At 59.2% G+C, this 22,120-nt stretch carries 12 protein-coding genes, 2 tRNA genes, 1 other RNA gene and 1 pseudogene; 9 read left to right on the top strand and 7 right to left on the bottom strand.

Annotation, left to right across the window (positions count from 1 at the left end; translation table 11 throughout):
• Window positions 1-8: 8 nt before the first annotated feature.
• The 3 genes and pseudogenes from nirB (at window position 9) to KGP22_RS12340 (ending at window position 7,971) form a co-directional block, all read left to right on the top strand.
• Window positions 9-3,995 (top strand): nitrite reductase large subunit NirB, encoded by a 3,987-nt coding sequence (nirB, locus tag KGP22_RS12350; protein WP_223579135.1) that lies wholly within the window; start codon window positions 9-11, stop codon window positions 3,993-3,995.
• Window positions 3,992-6,517 (top strand): annotated as a pseudogene (locus tag KGP22_RS12345) (nitrate reductase). Before nirB ends, KGP22_RS12345 begins: the two are co-directional and overlap by 4 nt.
• Before the next feature lie 47 nt (window positions 6,518-6,564).
• Complete coding sequence (locus tag KGP22_RS12340) at window positions 6,565-7,971, top strand: YchO/YchP family invasin (protein ID WP_223579131.1); 1,407 nt, start codon at window positions 6,565-6,567, stop codon at window positions 7,969-7,971.
• 3 nt (window positions 7,972-7,974) lie between these two features.
• Here the strand turns inward: KGP22_RS12340 and narL are convergent, their stop codons facing one another.
• Together narL and narX are read right to left on the bottom strand one after the other, a co-directional pair.
• On the bottom strand, window positions 7,975-8,625 hold the full coding sequence (gene narL, locus KGP22_RS12335) for a two-component system response regulator NarL (protein WP_008499531.1): 651 nt from the start codon (window positions 8,623-8,625) through the stop codon (window positions 7,975-7,977).
• Entirely contained in the window at window positions 8,618-10,414 is a 1,797-nt protein-coding gene (gene narX / locus KGP22_RS12330; RefSeq protein ID WP_111965926.1) for a nitrate/nitrite two-component system sensor histidine kinase NarX, read from the bottom strand. The genes narL and narX overlap by 8 nt, the downstream gene beginning before the upstream one ends.
• A 309-nt stretch (window positions 10,415-10,723) precedes the next feature.
• Here narX and KGP22_RS12325 point away from each other — a divergent pair, with 309 nt between their 5' ends.
• The 5 genes from KGP22_RS12325 (at window position 10,724) to narI (ending at window position 19,162) form a co-directional block, all read left to right on the top strand.
• A complete protein-coding gene (locus KGP22_RS12325) occupies window positions 10,724-12,121 on the top strand; it encodes a NarK family nitrate/nitrite MFS transporter (protein WP_014884177.1) in 1,398 nt (465 codons plus the stop codon).
• A gap of 381 nt (window positions 12,122-12,502) precedes the next feature.
• Window positions 12,503-16,246, top strand: coding sequence for a nitrate reductase subunit alpha (locus KGP22_RS12320; protein WP_223579128.1), 3,744 nt, complete (start codon window positions 12,503-12,505; stop codon window positions 16,244-16,246).
• Window positions 16,243-17,778, top strand: a complete 1,536-nt coding sequence (narH, locus tag KGP22_RS12315) for a nitrate reductase subunit beta (protein WP_223579125.1) — start codon at window positions 16,243-16,245, stop codon at window positions 17,776-17,778. The genes KGP22_RS12320 and narH overlap by 4 nt, the downstream gene beginning before the upstream one ends.
• Window positions 17,775-18,485 carry a nitrate reductase molybdenum cofactor assembly chaperone gene (gene narJ, locus KGP22_RS12310; RefSeq protein ID WP_223579121.1) on the top strand — a complete coding sequence of 237 codons (711 nt, stop codon included), beginning with the start codon at window positions 17,775-17,777 and terminating at the stop codon, window positions 18,483-18,485. The genes narH and narJ overlap by 4 nt, the downstream gene beginning before the upstream one ends.
• The gene (gene narI / locus KGP22_RS12305; protein ID WP_023312107.1) at window positions 18,485-19,162 is read left to right on the top strand and encodes a respiratory nitrate reductase subunit gamma; all 678 of its coding nucleotides are present in this window, start codon (window positions 18,485-18,487) and stop codon (window positions 19,160-19,162) included. Before narJ ends, narI begins: the two co-directional genes overlap by 1 nt.
• Here the strand turns inward: narI and KGP22_RS12300 are convergent.
• Window positions 19,159-20,055: a DMT family transporter gene (locus tag KGP22_RS12300; protein ID WP_223582444.1), complete on the bottom strand. Its 897-nt coding sequence runs from the start codon at window positions 20,053-20,055 to the stop codon at window positions 19,159-19,161. The two genes, narI and KGP22_RS12300, sit on opposite strands and share 4 nt — an antisense overlap.
• A gap of 107 nt (window positions 20,056-20,162) precedes the next feature.
• On the opposite strand from KGP22_RS12300, the gene KGP22_RS12295 reads away from it, so the two are divergent.
• A complete protein-coding gene (locus KGP22_RS12295; protein WP_223579118.1) occupies window positions 20,163-20,606 on the top strand; it encodes an Lrp/AsnC family transcriptional regulator in 444 nt (147 codons plus the stop codon).
• A 100-nt stretch (window positions 20,607-20,706) separates the two neighbouring features.
• Here KGP22_RS12295 and KGP22_RS12290 read toward each other — a convergent pair.
• From KGP22_RS12290 to purU, 4 genes are all read right to left on the bottom strand, one after another.
• Window positions 20,707-20,837, bottom strand: a non-coding RNA gene (locus tag KGP22_RS12290) — RtT sRNA.
• A 44-nt stretch (window positions 20,838-20,881) separates the two neighbouring features.
• A tRNA-Tyr gene (locus KGP22_RS12285) sits at window positions 20,882-20,966 on the bottom strand.
• A gap of 35 nt (window positions 20,967-21,001) precedes the next feature.
• Window positions 21,002-21,086, bottom strand: a tRNA-Tyr gene (locus KGP22_RS12280).
• A 158-nt stretch (window positions 21,087-21,244) separates the two neighbouring features.
• On the bottom strand, window positions 21,245-22,087 hold the full coding sequence (purU, locus tag KGP22_RS12275) for a formyltetrahydrofolate deformylase (protein ID WP_023312104.1): 843 nt from the start codon (window positions 22,085-22,087) through the stop codon (window positions 21,245-21,247).
• Window positions 22,088-22,120 lie beyond the last annotated feature (33 nt).

Raw genomic sequence — 22,120 nt, 5'->3', positions numbered from 1 at the left:
GGGCTTTGATGCGACTGGTCATTATCGGAAATGGCATGGCGGCTACGCGGCTGATTGCCTCGCTCACCGGGAGTGCTGCCGGTCGTTTCGCTATCACCGTCATCGGTGACGAGCCGGAACTTGCCTATAACCGCATCCAGCTTTCGCCGGTGCTGGGCGGTGAAAAGCAGGCTGTAGACATCTGTCTTCAGGATGACGACTGGTACCAGGCGCGCGGCGTGACGGTGCTGCGGGGCGAAAAGGCGATCGCCGTAAACGTGGACACGCGGGAAGTGCAAACCGCCGCCCGCACGCTGGACTGGGATGCGCTGGTGTTTGCCACCGGATCAACGCCCTTTATTCCGCCAATCCCCGGCTGCGATGCGCCGCATGTGTTCACGTTCCGTACCCTGGCAGATACCCGGGCCATTCAGGCGATCGTCGGTCCTGCGGTGGTGCTGGGCGGCGGCGTGCTCGGGGTTGAGGCGGCGGCTGCGCTGGCGCGTTCAGGTGACGAGGTCACGCTTGTTCATCGCGGTCCGTGGCTGATGGAGCAGCAGCTGGATCGGCAGGCGGGAATGCTGCTGGAAGAGGCGCTGGCGGCGCGGGGCGTGCGCTGTGAGCTCGTCTCTGGCATCGCAGCGGTGAACGGAGATAGCGTGACGCTGCTTAACGGACGCAGTATCGCCGCCGCGCGCGTAGTGCTAGCGACCGGCGTGCAGCCCAGCGTCGCGCTAGCGCAGGCCAGCGGCATTCGCTGCGCGCGCGGCATCGTGGTGGATCAACAGATGCAAACCTCCGAGCCGGACGTCTACGCCATTGGCGAGTGCTGCGAAATTGACGGCCAGACGTTTGGCCTGGTCGCCCCCTGTCTGGCGCAGGCGGATATCCTTGCCGCGCGGCTGGCGGGGGACGTCACCGCGCCGTTTGTCCTGACTGACAACGGCGTACGCCTCAAGGTGACCGGCGTGGAGCTGTTCAGTCTCGGTCGCGCGGCAGAGCGGGAGGGCGACGTGGTCTGGAGCACATGGGATCCGCTGACCCGTCACTATCGCCGTTTACTGATCAATCAGGGGGCGCTGGCTGGCGTACTGCTGATGGGCGACTGCCGCAGCGCGGCAACATTTACCGATTTACTGGCAACGGCTGCGCCCGCCCACGCGGACTGGCTGTTCGATCGTTTTACTACGCAACCGCAGGTTGCAGGACACAATGCTATGACAAAACCTACTCTGGTGGTGGTTGGGCACGGTATGGTCGGCCATCATTTTCTCGAAGACTGCGTTAACCGCAATCTGCATCAGCAGTATCAGATCGTTGTCTTTGGCGAGGAGCGCTATGCCGCCTATGACCGGGTGCATCTGTCGGAATATTTTGGCGGCCGCAGCGCGGCGTCGCTCTCGCTGGTGGAGGGGAATTTCTTTGCCGACAACGGCATTGAGCTGCGCCTGTCGCAGCAGGTCGTCGCTATCGATCGCGACGCGCGCGTTGTACGCACCACCAGCGGGCACGAAACCCACTGGGACAAGCTGGTGCTGGCGACCGGCTCATACCCGTTCGTGCCGCCCGTGCCGGGCAACGATTTGCCGGGCTGTTTTGTCTACCGCACCCTTGACGACCTGGACAACATTGCGGCGCATGCGGCGGGCTCGCGCCGCGGCGTGGTGATTGGCGGCGGCCTGCTCGGGCTGGAGGCGGCGAATGCCCTGAAGCAGCTCGGGCTGGAAACCCACGTGGTGGAATTTGCGCCTAACCTGATGGCGGTCCAGCTCGACAACGACGGCGCGATGATGCTGCGCAAGAAAATTGAGGCGCTGGGCGTCGGCGTTCACACCAGTAAAGCGACAACGGAGATCGCCACGGCGGACGGCGGGCTGGTGCTGCGCTTTGCCGATGGCGAACAGCTGGAAACGGACATGGTGGTCTTTTCTGCCGGCATTCGTCCCCAGGACGCGCTGGCGCGCAGCAGCGGGCTGGCTATCGGCGAACGCGGCGGGATCTGCATTGACGACGGTTGCCAGACCTCCGATCCGGACGTGCTGGCCATCGGCGAATGCGCGCTGTGGGAAGGGAAAATCTTCGGTCTGGTCGCGCCCGGCTATCAGATGGCGCGGGTGGCCGCCGCCGCGCTGGCGGGTGAGGATAAAACCTTCGCCGGCGCGGATATGAGCACTAAGCTCAAGCTGCTCGGCGTGGACGTCGCCTCGTTCGGCGACGCTCACGGGCGCACGCCGGGGGCGCTGAGCTATCAGTGGACGCACGGTCCGCAGCAAATATACAAGAAAATCGTGGTCAGCCACGACGGCAAAACGCTGCTCGGCGGCGTGCTGGTGGGTGACGCCAGCGAATACGCCACGCTGGTGCAGATGATGCTTAACGGGATAGCCCTGCCAAAAGAGCCGGAAACGCTGATTTTACCCGCGTCGTCAGGCAGCGCGCCGAAAGCGCTCGGCGCGGCGGCGCTGCCGGAAAGCGCGCAAATCTGTTCGTGTCATAACGTCAGCAAGGGCGATATCTGCCGGGCGGTGAGCTCGGGCGCAGCGGATATCGGCGCCGTTAAGCAGTGCACCAAAGCGGCGACCGGCTGCGGGGGATGTAGCGCGCTGGTGAAGCAGGTGATGGAGTTCCAGCTGGCGGAGCAGGGCGTGGAGGTGAAAAAGGACATCTGCGAGCACTTCCCGTACTCGCGCCAGGAGATTTACCACCTCGTGCGCGTCAACCATATTCGCACCTTTGACCAGCTTATCAGCCGCTACGGACAGGGACACGGATGCGAAATTTGTAAGCCGCTGGTGGGGTCAGTGCTTGCCTCGTGCTGGAACGAGTATCTGCTGAAACCGGCACACCTGCCGCTGCAGGACACCAATGACCGCTACTTCGCCAATATCCAGAAGGACGGTACCTACTCCATCGTGCCGCGCATGCCGGCGGGGGAAGTGACCGCGGACGGGCTGATCGCCATCGGGCAGATTGCGAAACGCTACAGCCTGTACAGCAAAATTACCGGCGGGCAGCGTATCGACCTTTTCGGCGCCACTCTGGAACAGCTGCCTGAGATCTGGCAGGCGCTGGTCGAGGCCGGGTTTGAAACCGGGCACGCTTACGGGAAATCCCTGCGCACGGTGAAATCCTGCGTCGGTTCAACCTGGTGCCGCTACGGGGTGCAGGACTCCACCGGCCTCGCGGTCAGGCTTGAGCACCGCTACAAGGGCCTGCGCGCGCCGCACAAAATCAAAATGGCGGTCTCCGGCTGCACCCGCGAGTGCGCGGAGGCGCAGAGTAAAGACGTGGGGGTGATTGCCACCGATAAAGGCTGGAACCTCTATCTCTGCGGCAACGGCGGGATGAAGCCGCGCCATGCGGATCTCTTCGCCAGCGATCTGGATGACGAAACGTTAATCCGCACCGTCGACCGCTTCCTGATGTTCTACATCCGCACGGCGGATCGCCTGCAGCGCACCAGCACCTGGATGGATAACCTGGAAGGCGGTCTCGACTACCTGCGGGAGGTGATCCTCAACGACAGCCTGGGTATCGCCCACGAGCTGGAGCAGGAGATGGCCCGGGTGGTGGAAACCTATCAGTGCGAATGGCAAACAACGCTTAACGATCCCAACCGGCTGGCGCTGTTCCGCACGACGGTAAACGACACCACGCCGGATGAAAGCAAGCGCTGGCAGGAAATTTGCGGCATCGACGATATCCCCGAGCAGGCGGGCATCGGCGCGCGGCTTGGACGTAAGCCGATTGCGCTCTTCCGTTTTGGCAAAACCGTTTACGCCCTCGACGATCGGGAACCGGGCGGTAATGCGAACGTGCTTTCACGCGGCATTCTTGGCGATGCGGCGGGCGAGCCGGTGGTGATTTCACCGCTGTATAAGCAGCGCATTCGCCTGCGCGACGGCTGTCAGGTAGAGAACGGCGAACCCGCGGTGCGCGCCTGGCCGGTGAAAATTGAAAACGGCAAGGTATGGGTTGGCAGCGACGCCCTGGTAATGCGTGCGGAGGCTTCATGACGGAAACCCGGACAACGTGCCCCTACTGCGGGGTCGGCTGCGGCGTAGTTGCCAGCGTGGAAGGTGAAGCGGTCAGCGTTCGGGGAGATGAAACCCATCCTGCGAACCTGGGGCGCCTGTGCGTGAAAGGATCGGCCCTGGCGGAAACGACGGGGTTACAGGGGCGATTGCTGCGCCCCGTTGTTGACGGACTTGAGGTGGACTGGGCGCAGGCGCTGGACGCGGCAGGGGAGCGTCTGCGGGAGATTATCGATACATGGGGACCGCAGGCGGTGGCGTTTTACGCCTCCGGACAATTGCTTACCGAGGACTACTACGCCGCCAACAAGCTGATGAAAGGGTTTATCGGTGCGGCAAACATCGATACCAACTCCCGGCTCTGCATGTCTTCGGCGGTGGTGGGCTACAAGCGCGCCTTCGGCGAAGACGTGGTGCCGTGCAGCTACGAGGACGTCGAAAACAGCGAGCTGGTGGTGCTGGTGGGTTCAAACGCGGCCTGGACGCATCCGGTGCTCTATCAGCGGCTGGTGCAGACGAAGCGCAACAACCCGCAGATGAAGGTGGTGGTAATCGATCCGCGCAGAACCGCCACCTGTGATATTGCTGACCTGCATCTGGCGCTCGCCCCCGGCAGCGACGCCGGTCTGTTTGTAGGATTGCTCAATCTGATTCAGGGGACCGAGGCGTGGCCGATTGCCCGCGTGGCGGCGTTTTGCGATCTTCCGTCAGAAGACATTGGTACCTTTTACGGCTGGTTTATCACCGCGCCTCGCGCAATTACGCTCTACACCATGGGTATCAACCAGTCCGCCAGCGGCAGCGACAAGTGTAACGCTATTATTAACGTTCATCTTGCCAGCGGGAAGTTCAACCGTCCGGGCTGCGGCCCGTTTTCGCTGACCGGACAGCCAAACGCGATGGGAGGAAGGGAGGTGGGCGGACTGGCGAACCAGCTGGCGGCACACATGAACTTTGAGCCGGACGATCTTTCGCGGGTGGCGCGTTTCTGGGGAACGGAACGGCTGGCGCAGACGCCGGGCCTGATGGCGGTGGAGTTGTTTGACGCCATTGCCCGCGGCGATGTGAAGGCGGTGTGGATCATGGGCACCAACCCTGCCGTGTCGCTGCCGGACAGCCACGCGGTGTGTCAGGCGCTGGCGGGCTGCCCGCTGGTGATGGTCTCAGAGGTGATGAACGATACCGACACCAGCCGGTTCGCCCATATCCGTTTTCCGGCTTTGGGCTGGGGAGAAAAGGACGGGACGGTGACCAATTCCGAGCGGCGCATTTCACGCCAGCGCGCGTTTCTGCCTGCGCCGGGCGAGGCGAAGCCGGACTGGTGGATCGTCGCGCAGGTAGCGAAGCGGCTGGGCTACGGCGAGGCCTTTGCCTGGCAACATCCGCACGAGATTTTTTGCGAACATGCGGCGCTGACGGCCTTTGAAAATGACGGCGCGCGGGCATTGAATCTTCATGACCTGGCTGCGCTAACCCGTGAGGAGTGGGATCAGCTTGAGCCTTATCAGTGGCCGACGGGGGATTTCCCGCGCCGAAACATTGTTCCCGTTAATCCTCTGTCGCACGGTGCGACGGTCAGCGCGTTGTACCCGCTGATTCTTAACTCGGGGCGCATCCGCGATCAGTGGCATACCATGACCCGAACGGGATACGTAGCCAGACTGATGCAGCATATCGCCGAACCGTTTGTTGAGGTTTGCCCCGCAGACGCCGTTCGGTTTTCCCTGTGCGACGGCCAGCTGGCGTGAATTAGTTCGCCGCGCGGCGTGATGGTCGTCAGAGTACGAATCAATGACGGGATACGGGAAGGCGAGGCGTTTGCCCCGATGCACTGGAACGCTGAGTTTGCCCGCCAGGGAAAGGTGAATGCCCTGGTGGAAGGGCGCTGCGATCCGGTTTCGGGCCAGCCGGAGAGTAAACAAACCGCGGTCAGAATTCTGCCGTGGCAGCCTGCCTGGCAGGGGGAACTCTATGCCCGAGAATGGCCGGAAATGCCTTCTTCGGTTTACTGGTGGCGCAAAGCCTCACGTCTGACGGTGGCGTGCGATAAACCTTTGCTGTCGTGGGTAATGGAATACGCCGGCGTCCGGGGCTGGCAGCTGCAGGTTGCCCAAACCGGCGAACGCAGCAGCGTGCTGGCCTGGCATGAAGGCCAGCTGATGCTGGGCTTCTGGGAGGGCACCGCGTTACCGGCGCTGGCGCATACGGTGATTGAGGCCGCTTTTCAATCACCACCCGTGCTGGCCTCAGAACGTCACGCCTTGCTGAACGGACAGAGCGTCGGGAAGGAAACGGATCCGGGACGCATCATCTGCAGCTGTTTCAGCGTCGGGGAGAATACGATACGGGAGGCGATCGTCGGAGGGTGTGATTCCGTCAACGCGCTGGGGGCGAAGCTGCGCTGTGGTACGAACTGTGGTTCCTGCGTGCCGGAGCTGAAAGGGCTGTTTCAGGATAATCCTGAAATGTCCGCCAGGACTGCATTTCAGGACTTATCGCGTTAACATAATAAGAGTTTATTCATAAACACAGGTTCTTATTGACGACGTTGATGGCTGTATCGTCCCGCATTCGTTTGCTGTTTTTACTCCCCCTTCTTACGGTCGGAGCCGTTCACGGTGCGCCGAATTCCTTTATCCAGCAGGCACAAAATCCCTTTGATAATGACGGGGATAATCTGCCCGACCTCGGTATGGCCGCCCCAACCGGGGAGGGGGAAAAACACCTGGCCGAAATGGCGAAAGCCTTTGGTGAAGCCAGCATGACCGACAATGGCCTGACAACGGGCGAGCAGGCGCGTCAGTTCGCGTTTGGTCAGGTGCGAGACGCGGTAAGCGGCGAAGTGAACCAGCAGATTGAATCCTGGCTTTCGCCCTGGGGGAACGCCAGCGTGAACTTACTGGTGGATAACGATGGCAAATTTAACGGCAGCAGCGGGAGCTGGTTTATCCCGTGGAACGATAACAACCGTTATCTGAGCTGGAGCCAGCTTGGCCTGACCCAGCAGACGGATGGCCTGGTGAGTAACGCTGGAATCGGCCAGCGCTGGGTCGCCGGGAAATGGCTGCTGGGTTACAACACTTTTTACGATAACCTCCTGGATGAAAACCTGCAGCGTGCCGGGCTGGGCGCGGAAGTGTGGGGGGAAAATCTGCGCCTGTCAGCCAACTATTATCAGCCCTTTGCCGGCTGGCGCGAGCGCTCTGACGTCCAGGAGCAGCGCATGGCGCGCGGATATGACGTCACCGCTAAAGCCTGGCTGCCGTGGTTCCATCACCTGAACACCAGCGTCAGCTTCGAGCAATACTTTGGCGATAACGTCGATCTCTTCAACAGCGGAACCGGCTACCACAATCCGGTAGCGGTGAATCTGGGGCTTAACTATACCCCCGTTCCGCTGGTCACGTTGACGGCCGCGCACAAGCAGGGCGAAAGCGGCGAGAGCCAGAATAACCTCGGGCTGAAGCTCAACTATCGCTTTGGCGTGCCGCTGGTGAAACAGCTTTCCGCCGGTGAAGTCGCCGCTACGCGATCCCTGCGCGGAAGCCGCTACGACTCGCCGGAGCGCAATAGCCTGCCGGTGATGGAGTTCCGTCAGCGCAAAACGCTGTCCGTGTGGCTGGCAACGCCGCCGTGGGATCTGAAAGGGGGCGAGACCGTCATGCTGAAGCTCCAGGTTCGCAGCACGCACGGCATTCGTCAGATCCACTGGCAGGGAGATACGCAGGCATTGAGCCTGACGTCACCGGCGAAAAGCAACAGCACCGACGGCTGGAGCGTGATTATGCCTGCCTGGGATGACAGCGAAGGGGCGACAAACCGCTGGCACCTGTCGGCGGTGGTGGAAGATGAGAAAGGCCAGCGCGTCTCGTCCAATGAGATCGCGCTTGCTGTGGTGCAGCCGCTGGTCGCATTGCCTGACGACGATCCGCGCTGGAAGCTGCTGCCGGATGAGTAGCCCTTAAAAAATGCGTTCCTGATGCACCCACACCGCGGCTTCGACGCGGGATTTAAGCTTCATTTTCTTCAACATATGCTTCACGTGCACTTTGACCGTACTTTCCGTGATGTCCAGACGACGGGCGATCATTTTATTCGGCAGCCCCTGGGCAATGAGCTTGAGAATGTCGCGCTCGCGCGGCGTTAGCTGGCTGACGTCGCGGTCAGAGGTGGCGCGGTTGGCGCGCAGGCTGGCGGCCAGCACCGGCGTTAAGGCTTCGCTGAGAACCATCTCGCCCGCCGCAGCCTGCTGCAGCGCCTTAAGCAAGTCTTCCGGCTCCATGTCTTTGAGCAGATAACCATCCGCCCCGCGCTTCAGCGCCGTGACCACATCCTCTTCATGGTTCGACACGCTAAAGACGACGATGCGCCCGGAAAGCGATTTTTCCCGCAGCTTGTCGAGGGTCTCCAGACCGTTCATGCCCGGCATATTCAGATCGAGCAGGATCAGATCGGGATCGAGGGATTCGGCAAGCTCAATGCCCTGTTCGCCGTTGCTGGCTTCGCCAACCACGGTGATATCGGGTGCCATGCTGACCAGCTGTTTTACGCCAGTACGCAGCATCGGATGGTCGTCGATCAACAGGATGGATGCCGGTTCCTGATTAGTCATGGGTTTCTCCTTGAGCAGTTGTAAGCGGTTTCTCGGGAATAAAGGTGACGACAACTTCCGTGCCGCCCGTCTCTCTCCGGCGAACCTGGCAATCACCGCGCAGGCTTTGGGCGCGGTCTCGCATAATGATTAAACCATAGTGGTTAGTGCGTTCGGCATTTTCCGGCACGCCGCGGCCGTTGTCGTGAACCGTAAGCTTCACCTGGTTGTTGTGCTGGCTGACGGTGACCGTTACCGCCGTCGCGCCGGAATGCTTGAGCACGTTGCTCAGCGCTTCACGGGCGATCTGCAGTAAATGTATGGCCTGATGGGAGGGGACAAACCGCGGCGGCAGCTGGTAGTCAAGCTTCACCGGGAACCCCAGCCGGGCGCTAAATTCATGACAGCTGGCCTCCAGCGCCGGACGCAGGCCCGGCTCGGTCAGCTGCAGGCGGAAGGTGGTCAGCAGCTCGCGAAGCTGCACCCAAGAGGTGTTCAGCTCGTTGCGGATCTGGCTAAGCAGCTGCTTATTGCTTTCCGGCATCTCTGCATCCTGCATCTGCAGGCAGCTCACCTGCATTTTCATACAGGAGAGCGACTGGGCGATAGAGTCGTGAAGCTCGCGGGCGATGGTTGCGCGCTCCTCCATGACGATAAGCTGCTGCTGCTTTTCCTGATGCCGGTCGAGCGCCAGCGTGGCCGTTAGCTGTTCGACCAGCGTATCGACCAGCTGCTGCTGGTCGTGGCTCAGATGACGCCCGGCTGGCAGCGTTGCCAGCAGAATACCGTACTGAGTGTGGCTGTCGGTCAGGCGCCACTTCAGGGTGGTGCCGCCGGACGTCAGCGGCGGCAGGCCACGAGGGCAAAGATGGCAGCCTTTGTCATCGCACGACATATCCGACTGGCAGGTAAATTCCTGATGGTTATCTTCGTCTTCCACGTCGTAGACGCGCAGCTCAAGGTCGTGCAGCAGGGTCAGATTTTGCAGGCCGTTCAGCACCGGAGAGAGGCGCTCGCATAGCGGCACCTGCATGTGCAGACGGCGGTTGGCTTGCCACAGGAAGGAGAGGATCTCGTTTTTCTGCTCCAGTCCCGCCGTTTTTTCCTGAACGCGCTGTTCCAGTACCGCGTAGCTCTCGGAGAGCTCTGCCGACATGGTGTTGAGCGCCTGGCCAAGCATGGCCATCTCGTTGCGCCCGCTGATGTGCGTGCGCTGGGTAAAATCGCGTGCGGTCACCGCGCGGGCCATCGCCAGCAGCTGTTTCCACGGGTTCAGCAGCCGCGCGCGGAGCCAGACGATGGTGAAGATCAGCAGCAGCCCCATAAACAGCGCCATTGCGCGGTGCACCATCACCACCCGGTCGATGCGTAATTCGGTCGTCTGGTCAAAAGCGGAGACCAGCGCATCAATGCGTGAGACGAACCCCGCAACGTCCTGCGCAACGGTTTCCGTGCTGCGAGCCTGTTTCAGCCCGGGCTGCAGCTGGGTGTGCCAGTAACCCTGAAGGGCGTTAAGCTGGGACTGCTGACCGGCGCGGATGGCGGCGTTTTCCAGCTCGGGGCTGAAGACCGTGCGCTCCATTTCATCAATCAGAGGCCGATCGTCCTGCGTCAGGGGGACCGACGCCAGCAGGCGATAACTCTGCATGCGTAGCGAGCCTGCCTCGTTGATGGCATGCGCATTACCCTGTACTCCCTGTACCAGCCAGCCGGAGATCGCCATGCCGGTTACGCCGATGGCGGTGGACAGCAAAACGATCAGGGCTAGCTGATTCACGAGCGTCAGTGGAGATAAACATCTTTTTAACATAGAGGTGGCGTGCTCCTGACGTGGCCTGCTTGCAGGAATGGCGCTATTCTGGTGCATACCCTGGAGTATACCCATACCAATAAAGGATTACCCCTAAATTGCCAACGGAGTAGGGGGAAGGAGGTGGGAGTAGCCAGGAACCGTCAGTGCCGTGAAAAACCACGTCTTTTTTACCGAATTAGCCTACTCACTAAGGGTGAGACCTTATTTTGCGCCGCAAATCCTCCCACTTTTCCTTTGATTTATATCAACTTACCGCCGCCTTAAAACCCTAATGTTTGCAGCATCATTCGAGAATCAGAGGTGTCTATGAGTCACTCATCCGCTCCCGAAAGGGAAAATGGTGCCGTTATTACAGACTGGCGTCCAGAGGATCCGGCGTTCTGGCAACAGCGCGGCCATCGTGTAGCAAGCCGGAATCTTTGGATTTCCGTGCCGTGTTTGTTATTGGCGTTTTGCGTATGGATGTTGTTTAGTGCGGTGGCGGTAAACCTGCCGAAAGTGGGTTTTACGTTTACGACCGATCAGCTGTTTATGCTGACCGCGCTGCCGTCGCTGTCAGGCGCGCTGCTGCGTGTGCCTTACGCGTTTATGGTGCCGGTCTTTGGCGGCCGTCGCTGGACGGCATTCAGTACGGGCATCATGATCGTCCCCTGCGTCTGGCTCGGCTTCGCGGTGCAGGATACCTCTACGCCGTTCAGCGTGTTCGTGATTATCTCCCTGCTGTGCGGTTTTGCGGGTGCGAACTTCGCCTCCAGTATGGCAAACATCAGCTTCTTCTTCCCGAAAGCGAAGCAGGGCGGCGCGCTGGGTATTAACGGCGGTCTGGGCAATATGGGCGTGAGCGTGATGCAGCTGATTGCCCCGCTGGCGATCTCTGTTTCTATTTTTGCGGCCTTTGGCGGCGGTGGCGTTGAGCAGGCGGATGGTTCTTCCCTCTATCTGCAAAACGCCGCCTGGATCTGGGTACCTTTCCTGGTGGTCTTCACCCTCGCAGCCTGGTTCTTTATGAACGACCTGTCCGCGTCGAAGGCGTCGCTGAGCGAACAGCTGCCGGTGCTGAAGCGTGGACACCTCTGGGTGATGGCGCTGCTGTATCTGGCCACCTTCGGTTCGTTTATCGGCTTCTCGGCGGGCTTCGCAATGCTGTCGAAAACGCAGTTCCCGGACGTGCAGATCCTGCAATTCGCCTTCTTCGGCCCATTTATTGGCGCCCTTGCTCGCTCGCTGGGCGGCATGGTGTCTGACCGTCTGGGCGGTACCCGCGTGACGCTGGTTAACTTCGTGGTGATGGCGGTCTTCTGCGCGCTGCTGTTCCTCACGCTGCCGGCCGACGGACAGGGCGGTAACTTCATCGCCTTCTTCGGCGTGTTTATGGTGCTGTTCCTGACGGCGGGGCTGGGGAGTGCGTCCACCTTCCAGATGATCTCCGTGATCTTCCGTAAGCTGACGATGGATCGCGTGAAAGCGCAGGGCGGGAGCGAAGAGCAGGCAATGCGCGAAGCGGCGACGGATACGGCTGCGGCGCTGGGCTTTATCTCAGCCATCGGCGCGATTGGCGGCTTCTTTATCCCGAAAGCGTTCGGTATCTCTCTGGATCTGACCGGCTCTCCGGCTGGCGCCATGAAAGTTTTCCTCGTCTTCTATATCGCCTGCGTTGTGATTACGTGGCTGGTATATGGCCGAAATACCAAGAAAAATAAGTAAGTGTGATTATCCGTTTACGCGGCCTTCGGGCCGCGTTTTTTTTAGCCTGAATAATAGTTACAACATACTTACGGCTTTTACGGCGGACGCCTGCGGTGACACTGCGATCGCCATCGCTTTGCAGGTGGGTCTACCCCTTAATACCTGAGATGTTAAATTTCGACTGGCTTTTTGTACGATGAAATAAAATTAACCTTATTTTTCATATTGATATGGATTTTTTGGAGATACCGCTTTGGTGGTATTTGGTGTAACCCCTCGCCTGAAAGTCCCTCCTCGTCTTGATCGTTATCAATTCTCCCCCTCTTTCAGGGCGTTACCTTCGCTGCAAATCAGCAATGTCGATTTAGAGAGCCACAGGCTCCATACAGGAGATACCCGATGAGCAAATTTTTGGACCGGTTTCGCTACTTCAAACAGAAGGGTGAAACTTTTGCCGATGGGCACGGCCAGGTTCTGGATACCAACCGGGACTGGGAAGACGGTTACCGTCAGCGCTGGCAGCATGACAAAGTCGTCCGTTCGACCCACGGCGTGAACTGTACTGGCTCATGCAGTTGGAAGATTTTCGTTAAAAATGGTCTGGTGACCTGGGAAATGCAGCAGACCGACTACCCGCGCACCCGCCCGGATATGCCAAACCATGAACCGCGCGGCTGCCCGCGTGGCGCCAGCTACTCCTGGTATCTCTACAGCGCTAACCGTCTGAAATACCCTCTGATGCGCAAGCGCCTGATGAAGATGTGGCGTGAAGCGAAAGTGCAGCACAGCGATCCGGTGGATGCCTGGGCATCCATCATCGAAGACGCGGACAAAGCAAAAAGCTTCAAGCAGGCTCGCGGTCGCGGTGGTTTCGTTCGCTCCTCATGGAAAGAAGTGAACGAGCTGATTGCCGCATCCAACGTCTACACCGTCAAAACCTACGGTCCTGACCGCGTGGCTGGCTTCTCGCCGATCCCGGCGATGTCGATGGTCTCTTACGCTTCCGGCGCGCGCTATCTGTCACTTATCGGCGGTACCTGCCTGAGCTTCTACGACTGGTACTGCGACCTGCCGCCGGCGTCTCCGCAGACCTGGGGCGAGCAGACCGACGTGCCGGAATCCGCGGACTGGTACAACTCCAGCTACATCATCGCCTGGGGTTCAAACGTTCCTCAGACCCGTACGCCGGACGCGCACTTCTTTACTGAAGTCCGTTACAAAGGCACCAAAACCGTGGCGGTAACTCCTGACTACGCGGAAATCGCCAAGCTCTGCGATCTGTGGCTGGCACCGAAACAGGGTACCGATGCCGCGATGGCGATGGCGATGGGTCACGTCATGCTGCGCGAATTCCATCTTGATAAGCCAAGCCAGTACTTCACCGACTACGTCCGCCGCTACACCGACATGCCAATGCTGGTCATGCTGGAAGAGCGTGACGGGTACTATGCCGCAGGACGTACGCTGCGTGCTGCCGATCTGGTGGACGCGCTGGGTCAGGAAAATAATCCTGAGTGGAAAACCGTTGCCTATAACAGCAACGGCGAGCTGGTGGCGCCAAACGGCTCTATCGGCTTCCGCTGGGGCGAGAAGGGCAAGTGGAACCTTGAGCAACGTAACGGCACCACCGGCGAAGAGACTGAGCTGCGCCTCAGCATGCTGGGCAGCCAGGATGAGATCGCCGAGGTCGGGTTCCCGTACTTCGGCGGCGAAGGTTCCGAGCACTTCAACAAGGTTGAACTGAAAAACGTACTGATGCACAAGCTGCCGGTGAAACGCCTGCAGCTTGCCGACGGCTCTACCGCGCTGGTCACCACCGTCTATGACCTGACCATGGCGAACTACGGTCTGGAACGCGGCCTGGGCGATGAAAACTGCGCAACCGGCTATGACGACGTGAAGGCCTACACCCCGGCCTGGGCGGAACAGATTACCGGAGTTCCTCGCGCGCACATTACCCGTATCGCACGCGAGTTCGCAGAAAACGCGGACAAAACGCACGGCCGTTCGATGATCATCGTCGGTGCCGGTCTGAACCACTGGTATCACCTCGATATGAACTACCGTGGACTGATCAACATGCTGATCTTCTGCGGCTGCGTCGGTCAGAGCGGCGGCGGCTGGGCGCACTACGTCGGCCAGGAGAAACTGCGTCCGCAGACTGGCTGGCAGCCTCTGGCATTTGCCCTCGACTGGCAGCGTCCGGCACGCCACATGAACAGCACCTCCTACTTCTATAACCACTCCAGCCAGTGGCGCTACGAAACGGTCACCGCGCAGGAGCTGCTCTCGCCGATGGCGGATAAATCCCGCTACAGCGGCCACCTGATTGACTTCAACGTGCGCGCCGAGCGCATGGGCTGGCTGCCGTCGGCGCCGCAGCTGGGCACTAACCCGCTGCGCATTGCGGAAGAGGCGAAGAAAGCGGGCATGTCGCCGGTGGATTACACCGTGAAATCGCTGAAGGATGGCTCAATCCGCTTCGCGGCGGAACAGCCGGAGAACGGTAAAAACCACCCGCGCAACCTGTTCATCTGGCGCTCCAACCTGCTGGGCTCGTCCGGTAAAGGCCACGAGTACATGCTGAAGTACCTGCTCGGTACCGAAAACGGTATCCAGGGGAAAGATCTCGGCAAGCAGGGCGGCGTGAAGCCGGAAGAGGTGGAGTGGAAAGATAACGGTCTCGACGGCAAGCTGGATCTGGTGGTAACCCTCGACTTCCGTCTGTCCAGCACCTGCCTGTACTCCGACATCGTGCTGCCAACCGCGACCTGGTACGAAAAAGACGACATGAATACCTCGGATATGCATCCGTTTATTCATCCGCTGTCTGCGGCCGTTGACCCGGCGTGGGAATCGAAAAGCGACTGGGATATCTACAAAGACATCGCGAAGAAATTCTCCGAAGTCTGCGTGGGGCACCTGGGCAAAGAGACCGACGTGGTGACGCTGCCAATCCAGCACGACTCTGCCGCCGAACTGGCGCAGCCGCTGGATGTGAAGGACTGGAAAAAAGGCGAATGCGACCTGATCCCGGGCGTGACCGCGCCGCACATTATTCCGGTTGAACGCGACTACCCGGCAACCTACGAGCGCTTTACCTCTATCGGTCCGCTGATGGAGAAAATCGGCAACGGCGGGAAAGGGATCGCCTGGAACACCCAGAGCGAAATGGACCTGCTGCGCAAGCTCAACTACACCAAAGCGGACGGCCCGGCGAAAGGCCAGCCAATGCTCAATACGGCAATTGATGCGGCGGAGATGATCCTGACCCTGGCACCGGAAACCAACGGCCACGTTGCCGTGAAGGCCTGGGCGGCACTGAGCGAGTTCACCGGTCGTGACCATACACACCTGGCTACGAATAAAGAGGAAGAGAAAATCCGCTTCCGCGATATTCAGGCCCAGCCGCGCAAGATTATCTCCAGCCCGACCTGGTCAGGCCTGGAAGACGAGCATGTGTCCTATAACGCGGGCTACACCAACGTTCACGAGTTGATCCCATGGCGCACCCTGTCCGGCCGTCAGTCGCTGTATCAGGATCACCAGTGGATGCGCGACTTCGGTGAAAGCCTGCTGGTTTACCGTCCGCCAATCGACACCCGCTCCGTGAAAGCGGTGATGGGCGCGAAATCGAACGGTAACCCTGAGAAGGCGCTGAACTTCCTGACGCCGCATCAGAAGTGGGGTATCCACTCCACCTACAGCGACAACCTGCTGATGCTGACCCTGTCGCGCGGCGGTCCGATTGTCTGGATGAGCGAAACGGACGCCGAAGACCTGGGTATTGAAGATAACGACTGGATTGAAGTGTTCAACAGCAACGGTGCCCTGACGGCGCGTGCGGTGGTGAGCCAGCGCGTACCGGCTGGGATGACCATGATGTACCACGCGCAGGAACGTATCGTTAACCTGCCGGGGTCAGAAATTACCGAGCAGCGCGGCGGGATCCACAACTCCGTGACCCGCATTACGCCGAAGCCGACCCACATGATCGGTGGTTATGCACAGCTGGCCTACGGCTTTAACTACTACGGCACCGTAGGATCGAACCGCGATGAGTTCGTGGTGGTACGTAAGATGAAGAACATTAACTGGTTAGACGGCGAAGGTAATGACCAGGTACAGGAGAGCGTAAAATGAAAATTCGTTCACAAGTCGGCATGGTGCTGAATCTGGATAAATGCATCGGCTGCCATACCTGCTCGGTCACCTGTAAAAACGTCTGGACCAGCCGTGAAGGTATGGAATACGCCTGGTTCAACAATGTGGAAAGCAAGCCGGGCACCGGCTTCCCGACCGACTGGGAAAACCAGGAGAAGTGGAAGGGCGGCTGGATCCGTAAAATCAACGGCAAGCTGCAGCCGCGCATGGGCAACCGCGCTTGGCTTCTGGGAAAAATCTTCGCCAACCCGCACCTGCCGGGCATCGACGATTACTACGAGCCGTTTGATTACGACTACCAGAACCTGCACAACGCGCCGGAAAGCAAATACCAGCCGATTGCCCGTCCTCGCTCGCTGATCACCGGTCAGCGCATGGACAAGATCACCAGCGGTCCAAACTGGGAAGAGATTCTGGGCGGCGAGTTCGAGAAACGCGCCAAAGACCAGAACTTCGAGAATATGCAGAAGGCGATGTACGGCCAGTTCGAAAACACCTTCATGATGTATCTGCCGCGTCTGTGCGAGCACTGCCTCAACCCGGCGTGCGTGGCGACCTGCCCGAGCGGCGCGATCTACAAGCGTGAAGAAGACGGTATCGTGCTGATCGACCAGGACAAGTGCCGCGGCTGGCGTATGTGCATCACCGGCTGCCCGTACAAAAAGATCTACTTCAACTGGAAGAGCGGCAAGTCAGAGAAGTGCATCTTCTGCTACCCGCGTATTGAAGCCGGGATGCCAACCGTCTGTTCCGAAAGCTGCGTAGGCCGTATTCGCTACCTCGGCGTGCTGCTGTACGACGCGGACGCGATTGAAAACGCCGCGAGCACCGAGAACGAGAAAGATCTGTATCAGCGTCAGCTGGACGTGTTCCTCGATCCGAACGATCCGAAGGTGATTGAGCAGGCGCTGAAGGACGGCGTGCCGCAGAGCGTGATTGACGCGGCGCAGCAGTCACCGGTGTACAAAATGGCAATGGACTGGAAGCTCGCGCTGCCGCTGCACCCGGAATACCGCACCCTGCCGATGGTCTGGTACGTGCCGCCGCTGTCGCCGATTCAGTCCGCGGCTGACGCGGGCGAACTGGGCAGCAACGGCATCCTGCCGGACGTTGAAAGCCTGCGTATTCCGGTTCAGTACCTGGCGAACCTGTTGACCGCAGGGGACACCCAGCCGGTCCTGCTCGCGCTGAAGCGTATGCTGGCGATGCGTCACTTTAAACGTGCGGAAACCGTAGACGGCGTGATCGATACCCGCGCGCTGGAAGAGGTCGGTCTGACCGAAGCGCAGGCGCAGGAGATGTACCGCTATCTGGCGATTGCCAACTACGAAGACCGTTTCGTGGTGCCGAGCAGCCACCGTGAGCTGGCCCGCGAAGCCTTCCCGGAAAAAAATGGCTGTGGCTTTACCTTTGGCGACGGCTGCCACGGGTCAGACAGCAAATTCAACCTGTTCAACAGCCGCCGCATCGACGCCATGGATGTGACCAGTAAAACGGAGCCGCACTCATGATTGAACTCGTCATTGTTTCGCGCCTGCTCGAATACCCGGATGCTGCGCTTGCGCAGCATCAGCAGGAGCTCTTTGATGCACTCGCGTCATCTGAAAACCTGGATAAAGACGATGCCCAGCGGCTTGGCGTTTTCCTCCGCGATCTGCTGGCGCGCGACCTTCTGGATGCCCAGTCGGACTACAGCCAGCTGTTTGACCGGGGGCGTGCGACCTCGCTGCTGCTGTTTGAACACGTTCACGGTGAGTCCCGTGACCGCGGGCAGGCGATGGTGGACCTGATGGCCCAGTACGAACAGCATGGCCTGCAGCTCGACAGCCGCGAGCTGCCGGATCATCTGCCGCTGTATCTGGAGTACCTGGCGCAGCTGCCGAAAGAAGAGGCGCTGAGCGGTCTGCAGGATATCGCGCCGATCCTGGCGCTGCTCGGCGCGCGCCTGCAGCAGCGCGAGAGCCGCTATGCGGTGCTGTTCGATCTGCTGGTGAAGCTGGCCAACGCCTCGGTCGACAGTGAAAAAGTGGCGGAGAAAATTGCGGATGAAGCCCGCGATGATACGCCACAAGCGCTGGATGCGGTCTGGGAAGAAGAGCAGGTGAAATTCTTTGCTGACCAGAACTGCGGCGAGTCTGAAATCTCCGCTCACCAGCGTCGTTTTGCCGGCGCGGTTGCCCCGCAATATTTGAATATCTCTAACGGAGGACGGCACTAATGCACTTCCTGAATATGTTCTTCTTTGACATTTACCCGTATATCGCGGGCACCGTGTTCCTGGTGGGAAGCTGGCTGCGTTACGACTACGGCCAGTACACCTGGCGTGCCGCCTCCAGCCAGATGCTGGATCGTAAAGGGATGCATGTGGGTTCTAACCTGTTCCACATCGGTATTCTGGGGATTTTTGCCGGTCACTTCCTGGGGATGCTGACGCCGCACTGGATGTATGAAGCATGGCTACCGATTGAGGTGAAGCAGAAGATGGCGATGATCGCCGGCGGTGCCTGCGGGGTGATGACCTTAGTAGGTGGCCTGCTGCTGCTGAAACGTCGCCTGTTCAGCCCGCGCGTGCGTGCGACCACGACCGCCGCGGATATTCTGATCCTCTCCCTGCTGATGGTGCAGTGTGCGCTGGGCCTGCTGACCATTCCGTTCTCGGCGCAGCATATGGACGGGAGCGAAATGATGAAGCTGGTCGGATGGGCGCAGTCCGTGGTGACCTTCCACGGCGGAGCGTCCGCGCACCTGGACGGCGTGGCGTTTATCTTCCGCGTTCACCTGGTGCTGGGAATGACGCTGTTTGTGCTGTTCCCGTTTTCTCGTCTGGTGCATATCTGGAGCGCGCCGGTGGAGTACCTGACGCGCAAATACCAGATTGTGCGCGCCCGTCGCTAATTCGCCGTTTTGATACCAACCCCGCACTGGCGGGGTTTTTTTTCGCCCCAGCCCAGGTTATTGCCCGCGGCAGCAAACAGGATCAGCGCGCCGCCCGCCAGCTGCGTCAGGTTAAGCGAGTGTCCGAACACCAGATTATCGACAACGATCGCCACCACCGGATAGATAAACGACAGGGAGCCGGTTATAGGCGTCGGCAGCTTCTGAATTGCGCTGTAGAGCAGCTGGTACATAATGCCGGTATGGACGATGCCCAGCGTCAGCAGGGTAGGCCAGGGAAAATCACCGGTAAATGACGGCATGCTGGCAAACGGCAAAAGCATCACGACGCCCGTCAGCACCTGGATAAAGGCAATATGCTGCGGCGCGATTGTTTTCAGCTTGCGCGCAATGATTGCCGTCAGCGCGTAGAAGAAGGCCGCGGCCATTGCCAGGCCGATTCCGGCGAGCCATTCACTGCCATGCGCGCCGGTCAGCTCGCTGGAGAGCAAGATCACCACGCCGCCAAAGGCGAGGAACAACCAGCCCCATTTCACCAGGCTGACGCGCTCGCCTAAAAACATCCCCATCAGGACCAGCATAAACGGCTGGGTGTTATAGACCACGGTCGAAAGACCAATCGAGATCCGTTCATAGGCCGCGAAGAGCAGCAGCCAGTTCACCACTAGCGCTACGCCGCCGAGCATAGCCAGCATCAGCGAGGTGCGGGTGAGGGGGCTAAAGGGCTTTTGACTCACCCGGATAAAAATAAAAAGCGCCATTACCCCGATAAGACAGCGCCAGAACACCACTTCCGTCACCGGCAGGCCGCTGAGCAAAACAAACGCACCGATAGAGCCGGAAATTAACATCGCCAGGCTCATTTGCCAGACGCCTTTATGTAAATCACGCATCATCCACCTCCTGAGTAATGACGTTATTGTCGAAAATCGCTGTCGGGTTTTACAGGGATGAGATAAGGTGAAATGCAGTAATGGCTTTTTAAAATTAGGTGAAAGCGATGGATTACCTTCTTGATGATATAGACCGACAAATTTTAGCCTGCCTGGTTGAGGATGCGCGCATGTCGTTGAAGGTGCTCAGCGGCCGCATCGGTCTGACGTCTCCCAGCACGGCAGAACGTCTTAAAAGGCTGGAAGAGCGCGGTGTGATTCAGGGGTATGGTGCTCGGGTGAACCTGGCGGCGCTGGGGTATACGCTGCAGGCGCTGGTGCGCGTGCGGCCTTTGCCGGGGTTGTTGCATAAGGTGGATAAGTATATTCAGGCGATGCCGGAGTGTATTGAGAGCGACAAGGTGACCGGGGAGGACTGCTTTGTCATCAGGCTTGTGGTGCGGTCAATCGAACAGCTTGATGCGCTGCTGGATGGGCTGGCGGAACATGCCCAGTGTAATACGTCGATTGTGAAAAGTTCACCGGTCATGCGTCGTTTGCCGCCGATGTAACCATCTTTTGCCGGGGGGCGGCTGCGCCTTACCCGGCCTACAGAGGCGGATTCGGTTGAGTGTTTGGTTTTAATATGACTTGGGATGTTGCTGGAAGTGATGGTGGTGGGGGAAGGATTACTCGGCGCGTTGCGCCTCGCCCTTCGGGTCGTTGCCTGCGGCAACGCTTTCTCGCTGCGCTCGAATCGAGCCTTAGTCGAAGCTTCTCATCCTTCCCCTTGCGGAAATACATGATGCACGGTGCTAGCTGAATGTTAAGTGTCGTTTGAAAGTGATGGTGGTGGGGGAAGGATTCGAACCTTCGAAGTCGATGACGGCAGATTTACAGTCTGCTCCCTTTGGCCGCTCGGGAACCCCACCAGGGGTAATTCAAATTTTGAGGTCGTGCTGAGAGATGGTGGTGGGGGAAGGATTCGAACCTTCGAAGTCGATGACGGCAGATTTACAGTCTGCTCCCTTTGGCCGCTCGGGAACCCCACCACGGGGTAATGCTTTTTTACTGGCCTGCTTCCTGCTGTAAGCGGGGCGCATCATATCAAATGAGACGCCCCTGTAAAGCATTCCTTTAGGGAAATGAAGCTGTTTGCCTGCTTTTTATCCGTAAAGGCGCAAAGCTAATCAATTCATTTTCCGAAAGATTAAAGAATGATGGTTCTGTTGCCATAGACAAAGACACGCTGCGCCAGCACCTGATATAGCGCGCGGCTTAACACATTCTTCTCAACGTCACGCCCTGCACGCATCATGTCCTCAGCGGTGTAAGTGTGATCCACATGAATCACGTCCTGCATGATGATGGGACCTTCGTCCAGGTTGTCATTCACGTAGTGGGCTGTCGCGCCAATAATCTTCACGCCACGCTCGTACGCCTGGTGGTATGGACGCGCACCAATAAAGGCCGGCAGGAACGAGTGGTGAATGTTGATGATCTTGTTCGGGAAACGCGCCACGAAAGATGGCGTTAACACGCGCATGTATTTCGCCAGCACCACATAGTCCGGGTTATGCGCTTCAATGGCCTGGGCCATCAAATCGTCGTGTTCTTCACGGGTATGGCCTTCGTGGCTGACCAGCTCGAACGGAATATCAAAGCGTTCGACCAGCGTGCGCAGCGTCTCGTGGTTGCCAATAACGGCAGCAATTTCGACGTCCAGACCGCCGTAGTTTGCTTTCATCAGCAGGTCGCCAAGACAGTGTGCTTCTTTGGTCACCAGGATCACGATGCGGCGTCGACCGGCTGGAGTCAGTTCGCGCACGGAACCCTCCGGAAGCGCGCTGTCCAGATCGGCCAGCAGAGTGGTGTCGTTGAAAATACCTTCCAGTTCGGTACGCATAAAGAAGCGGCCGGTACGGTGGTCAACGAACTCGTTGTTCTGCACGATATTCAGTTCATGTTTATAGCAAATGTTTGTAATTCGTGCGATCAGCCCTTTTTGATCGGGACAGATGGTGCGCAGAACTTTACGTTGTAATGATTGCATCGCCGGGAAATCCTGTTTGTATTTGCGAAATCT

Source organism: Enterobacter sp. JBIWA005, assembly GCF_019968805.1.
Taxonomy (GTDB): Bacteria; Pseudomonadota; Gammaproteobacteria; order Enterobacterales; family Enterobacteriaceae; genus Enterobacter; species Enterobacter vonholyi.
The sequence above is the reverse complement of the archived record's forward strand: the minus strand, read 5'-3'. Positions and strand labels throughout refer to the sequence as shown.

Coding starts and splice junctions, on each gene's coding strand:
- nirB (WP_223579135.1), top strand. CDS start 9: ATGCGACTGGTCATTATCGGAAATGGCATGGCGGCTACGCGGCTGATT.
- KGP22_RS12340 (WP_223579131.1), top strand. CDS start 6,565: ATGGCTGTATCGTCCCGCATTCGTTTGCTGTTTTTACTCCCCCTTCTT.
- narL (WP_008499531.1), bottom strand. CDS start 8,625: ATGACTAATCAGGAACCGGCATCCATCCTGTTGATCGACGACCATCCG.
- narX (WP_111965926.1), bottom strand. CDS start 10,414: ATGTTAAAAAGATGTTTATCTCCACTGACGCTCGTGAATCAGCTAGCC.
- KGP22_RS12325 (WP_014884177.1), top strand. CDS start 10,724: ATGAGTCACTCATCCGCTCCCGAAAGGGAAAATGGTGCCGTTATTACA.
- KGP22_RS12320 (WP_223579128.1), top strand. CDS start 12,503: ATGAGCAAATTTTTGGACCGGTTTCGCTACTTCAAACAGAAGGGTGAA.
- narH (WP_223579125.1), top strand. CDS start 16,243: ATGAAAATTCGTTCACAAGTCGGCATGGTGCTGAATCTGGATAAATGC.
- narJ (WP_223579121.1), top strand. CDS start 17,775: ATGATTGAACTCGTCATTGTTTCGCGCCTGCTCGAATACCCGGATGCT.
- narI (WP_023312107.1), top strand. CDS start 18,485: ATGCACTTCCTGAATATGTTCTTCTTTGACATTTACCCGTATATCGCG.
- KGP22_RS12300 (WP_223582444.1), bottom strand. CDS start 20,055: ATGCGTGATTTACATAAAGGCGTCTGGCAAATGAGCCTGGCGATGTTA.
- KGP22_RS12295 (WP_223579118.1), top strand. CDS start 20,163: ATGGATTACCTTCTTGATGATATAGACCGACAAATTTTAGCCTGCCTG.
- purU (WP_023312104.1), bottom strand. CDS start 22,087: ATGCAATCATTACAACGTAAAGTTCTGCGCACCATCTGTCCCGATCAA.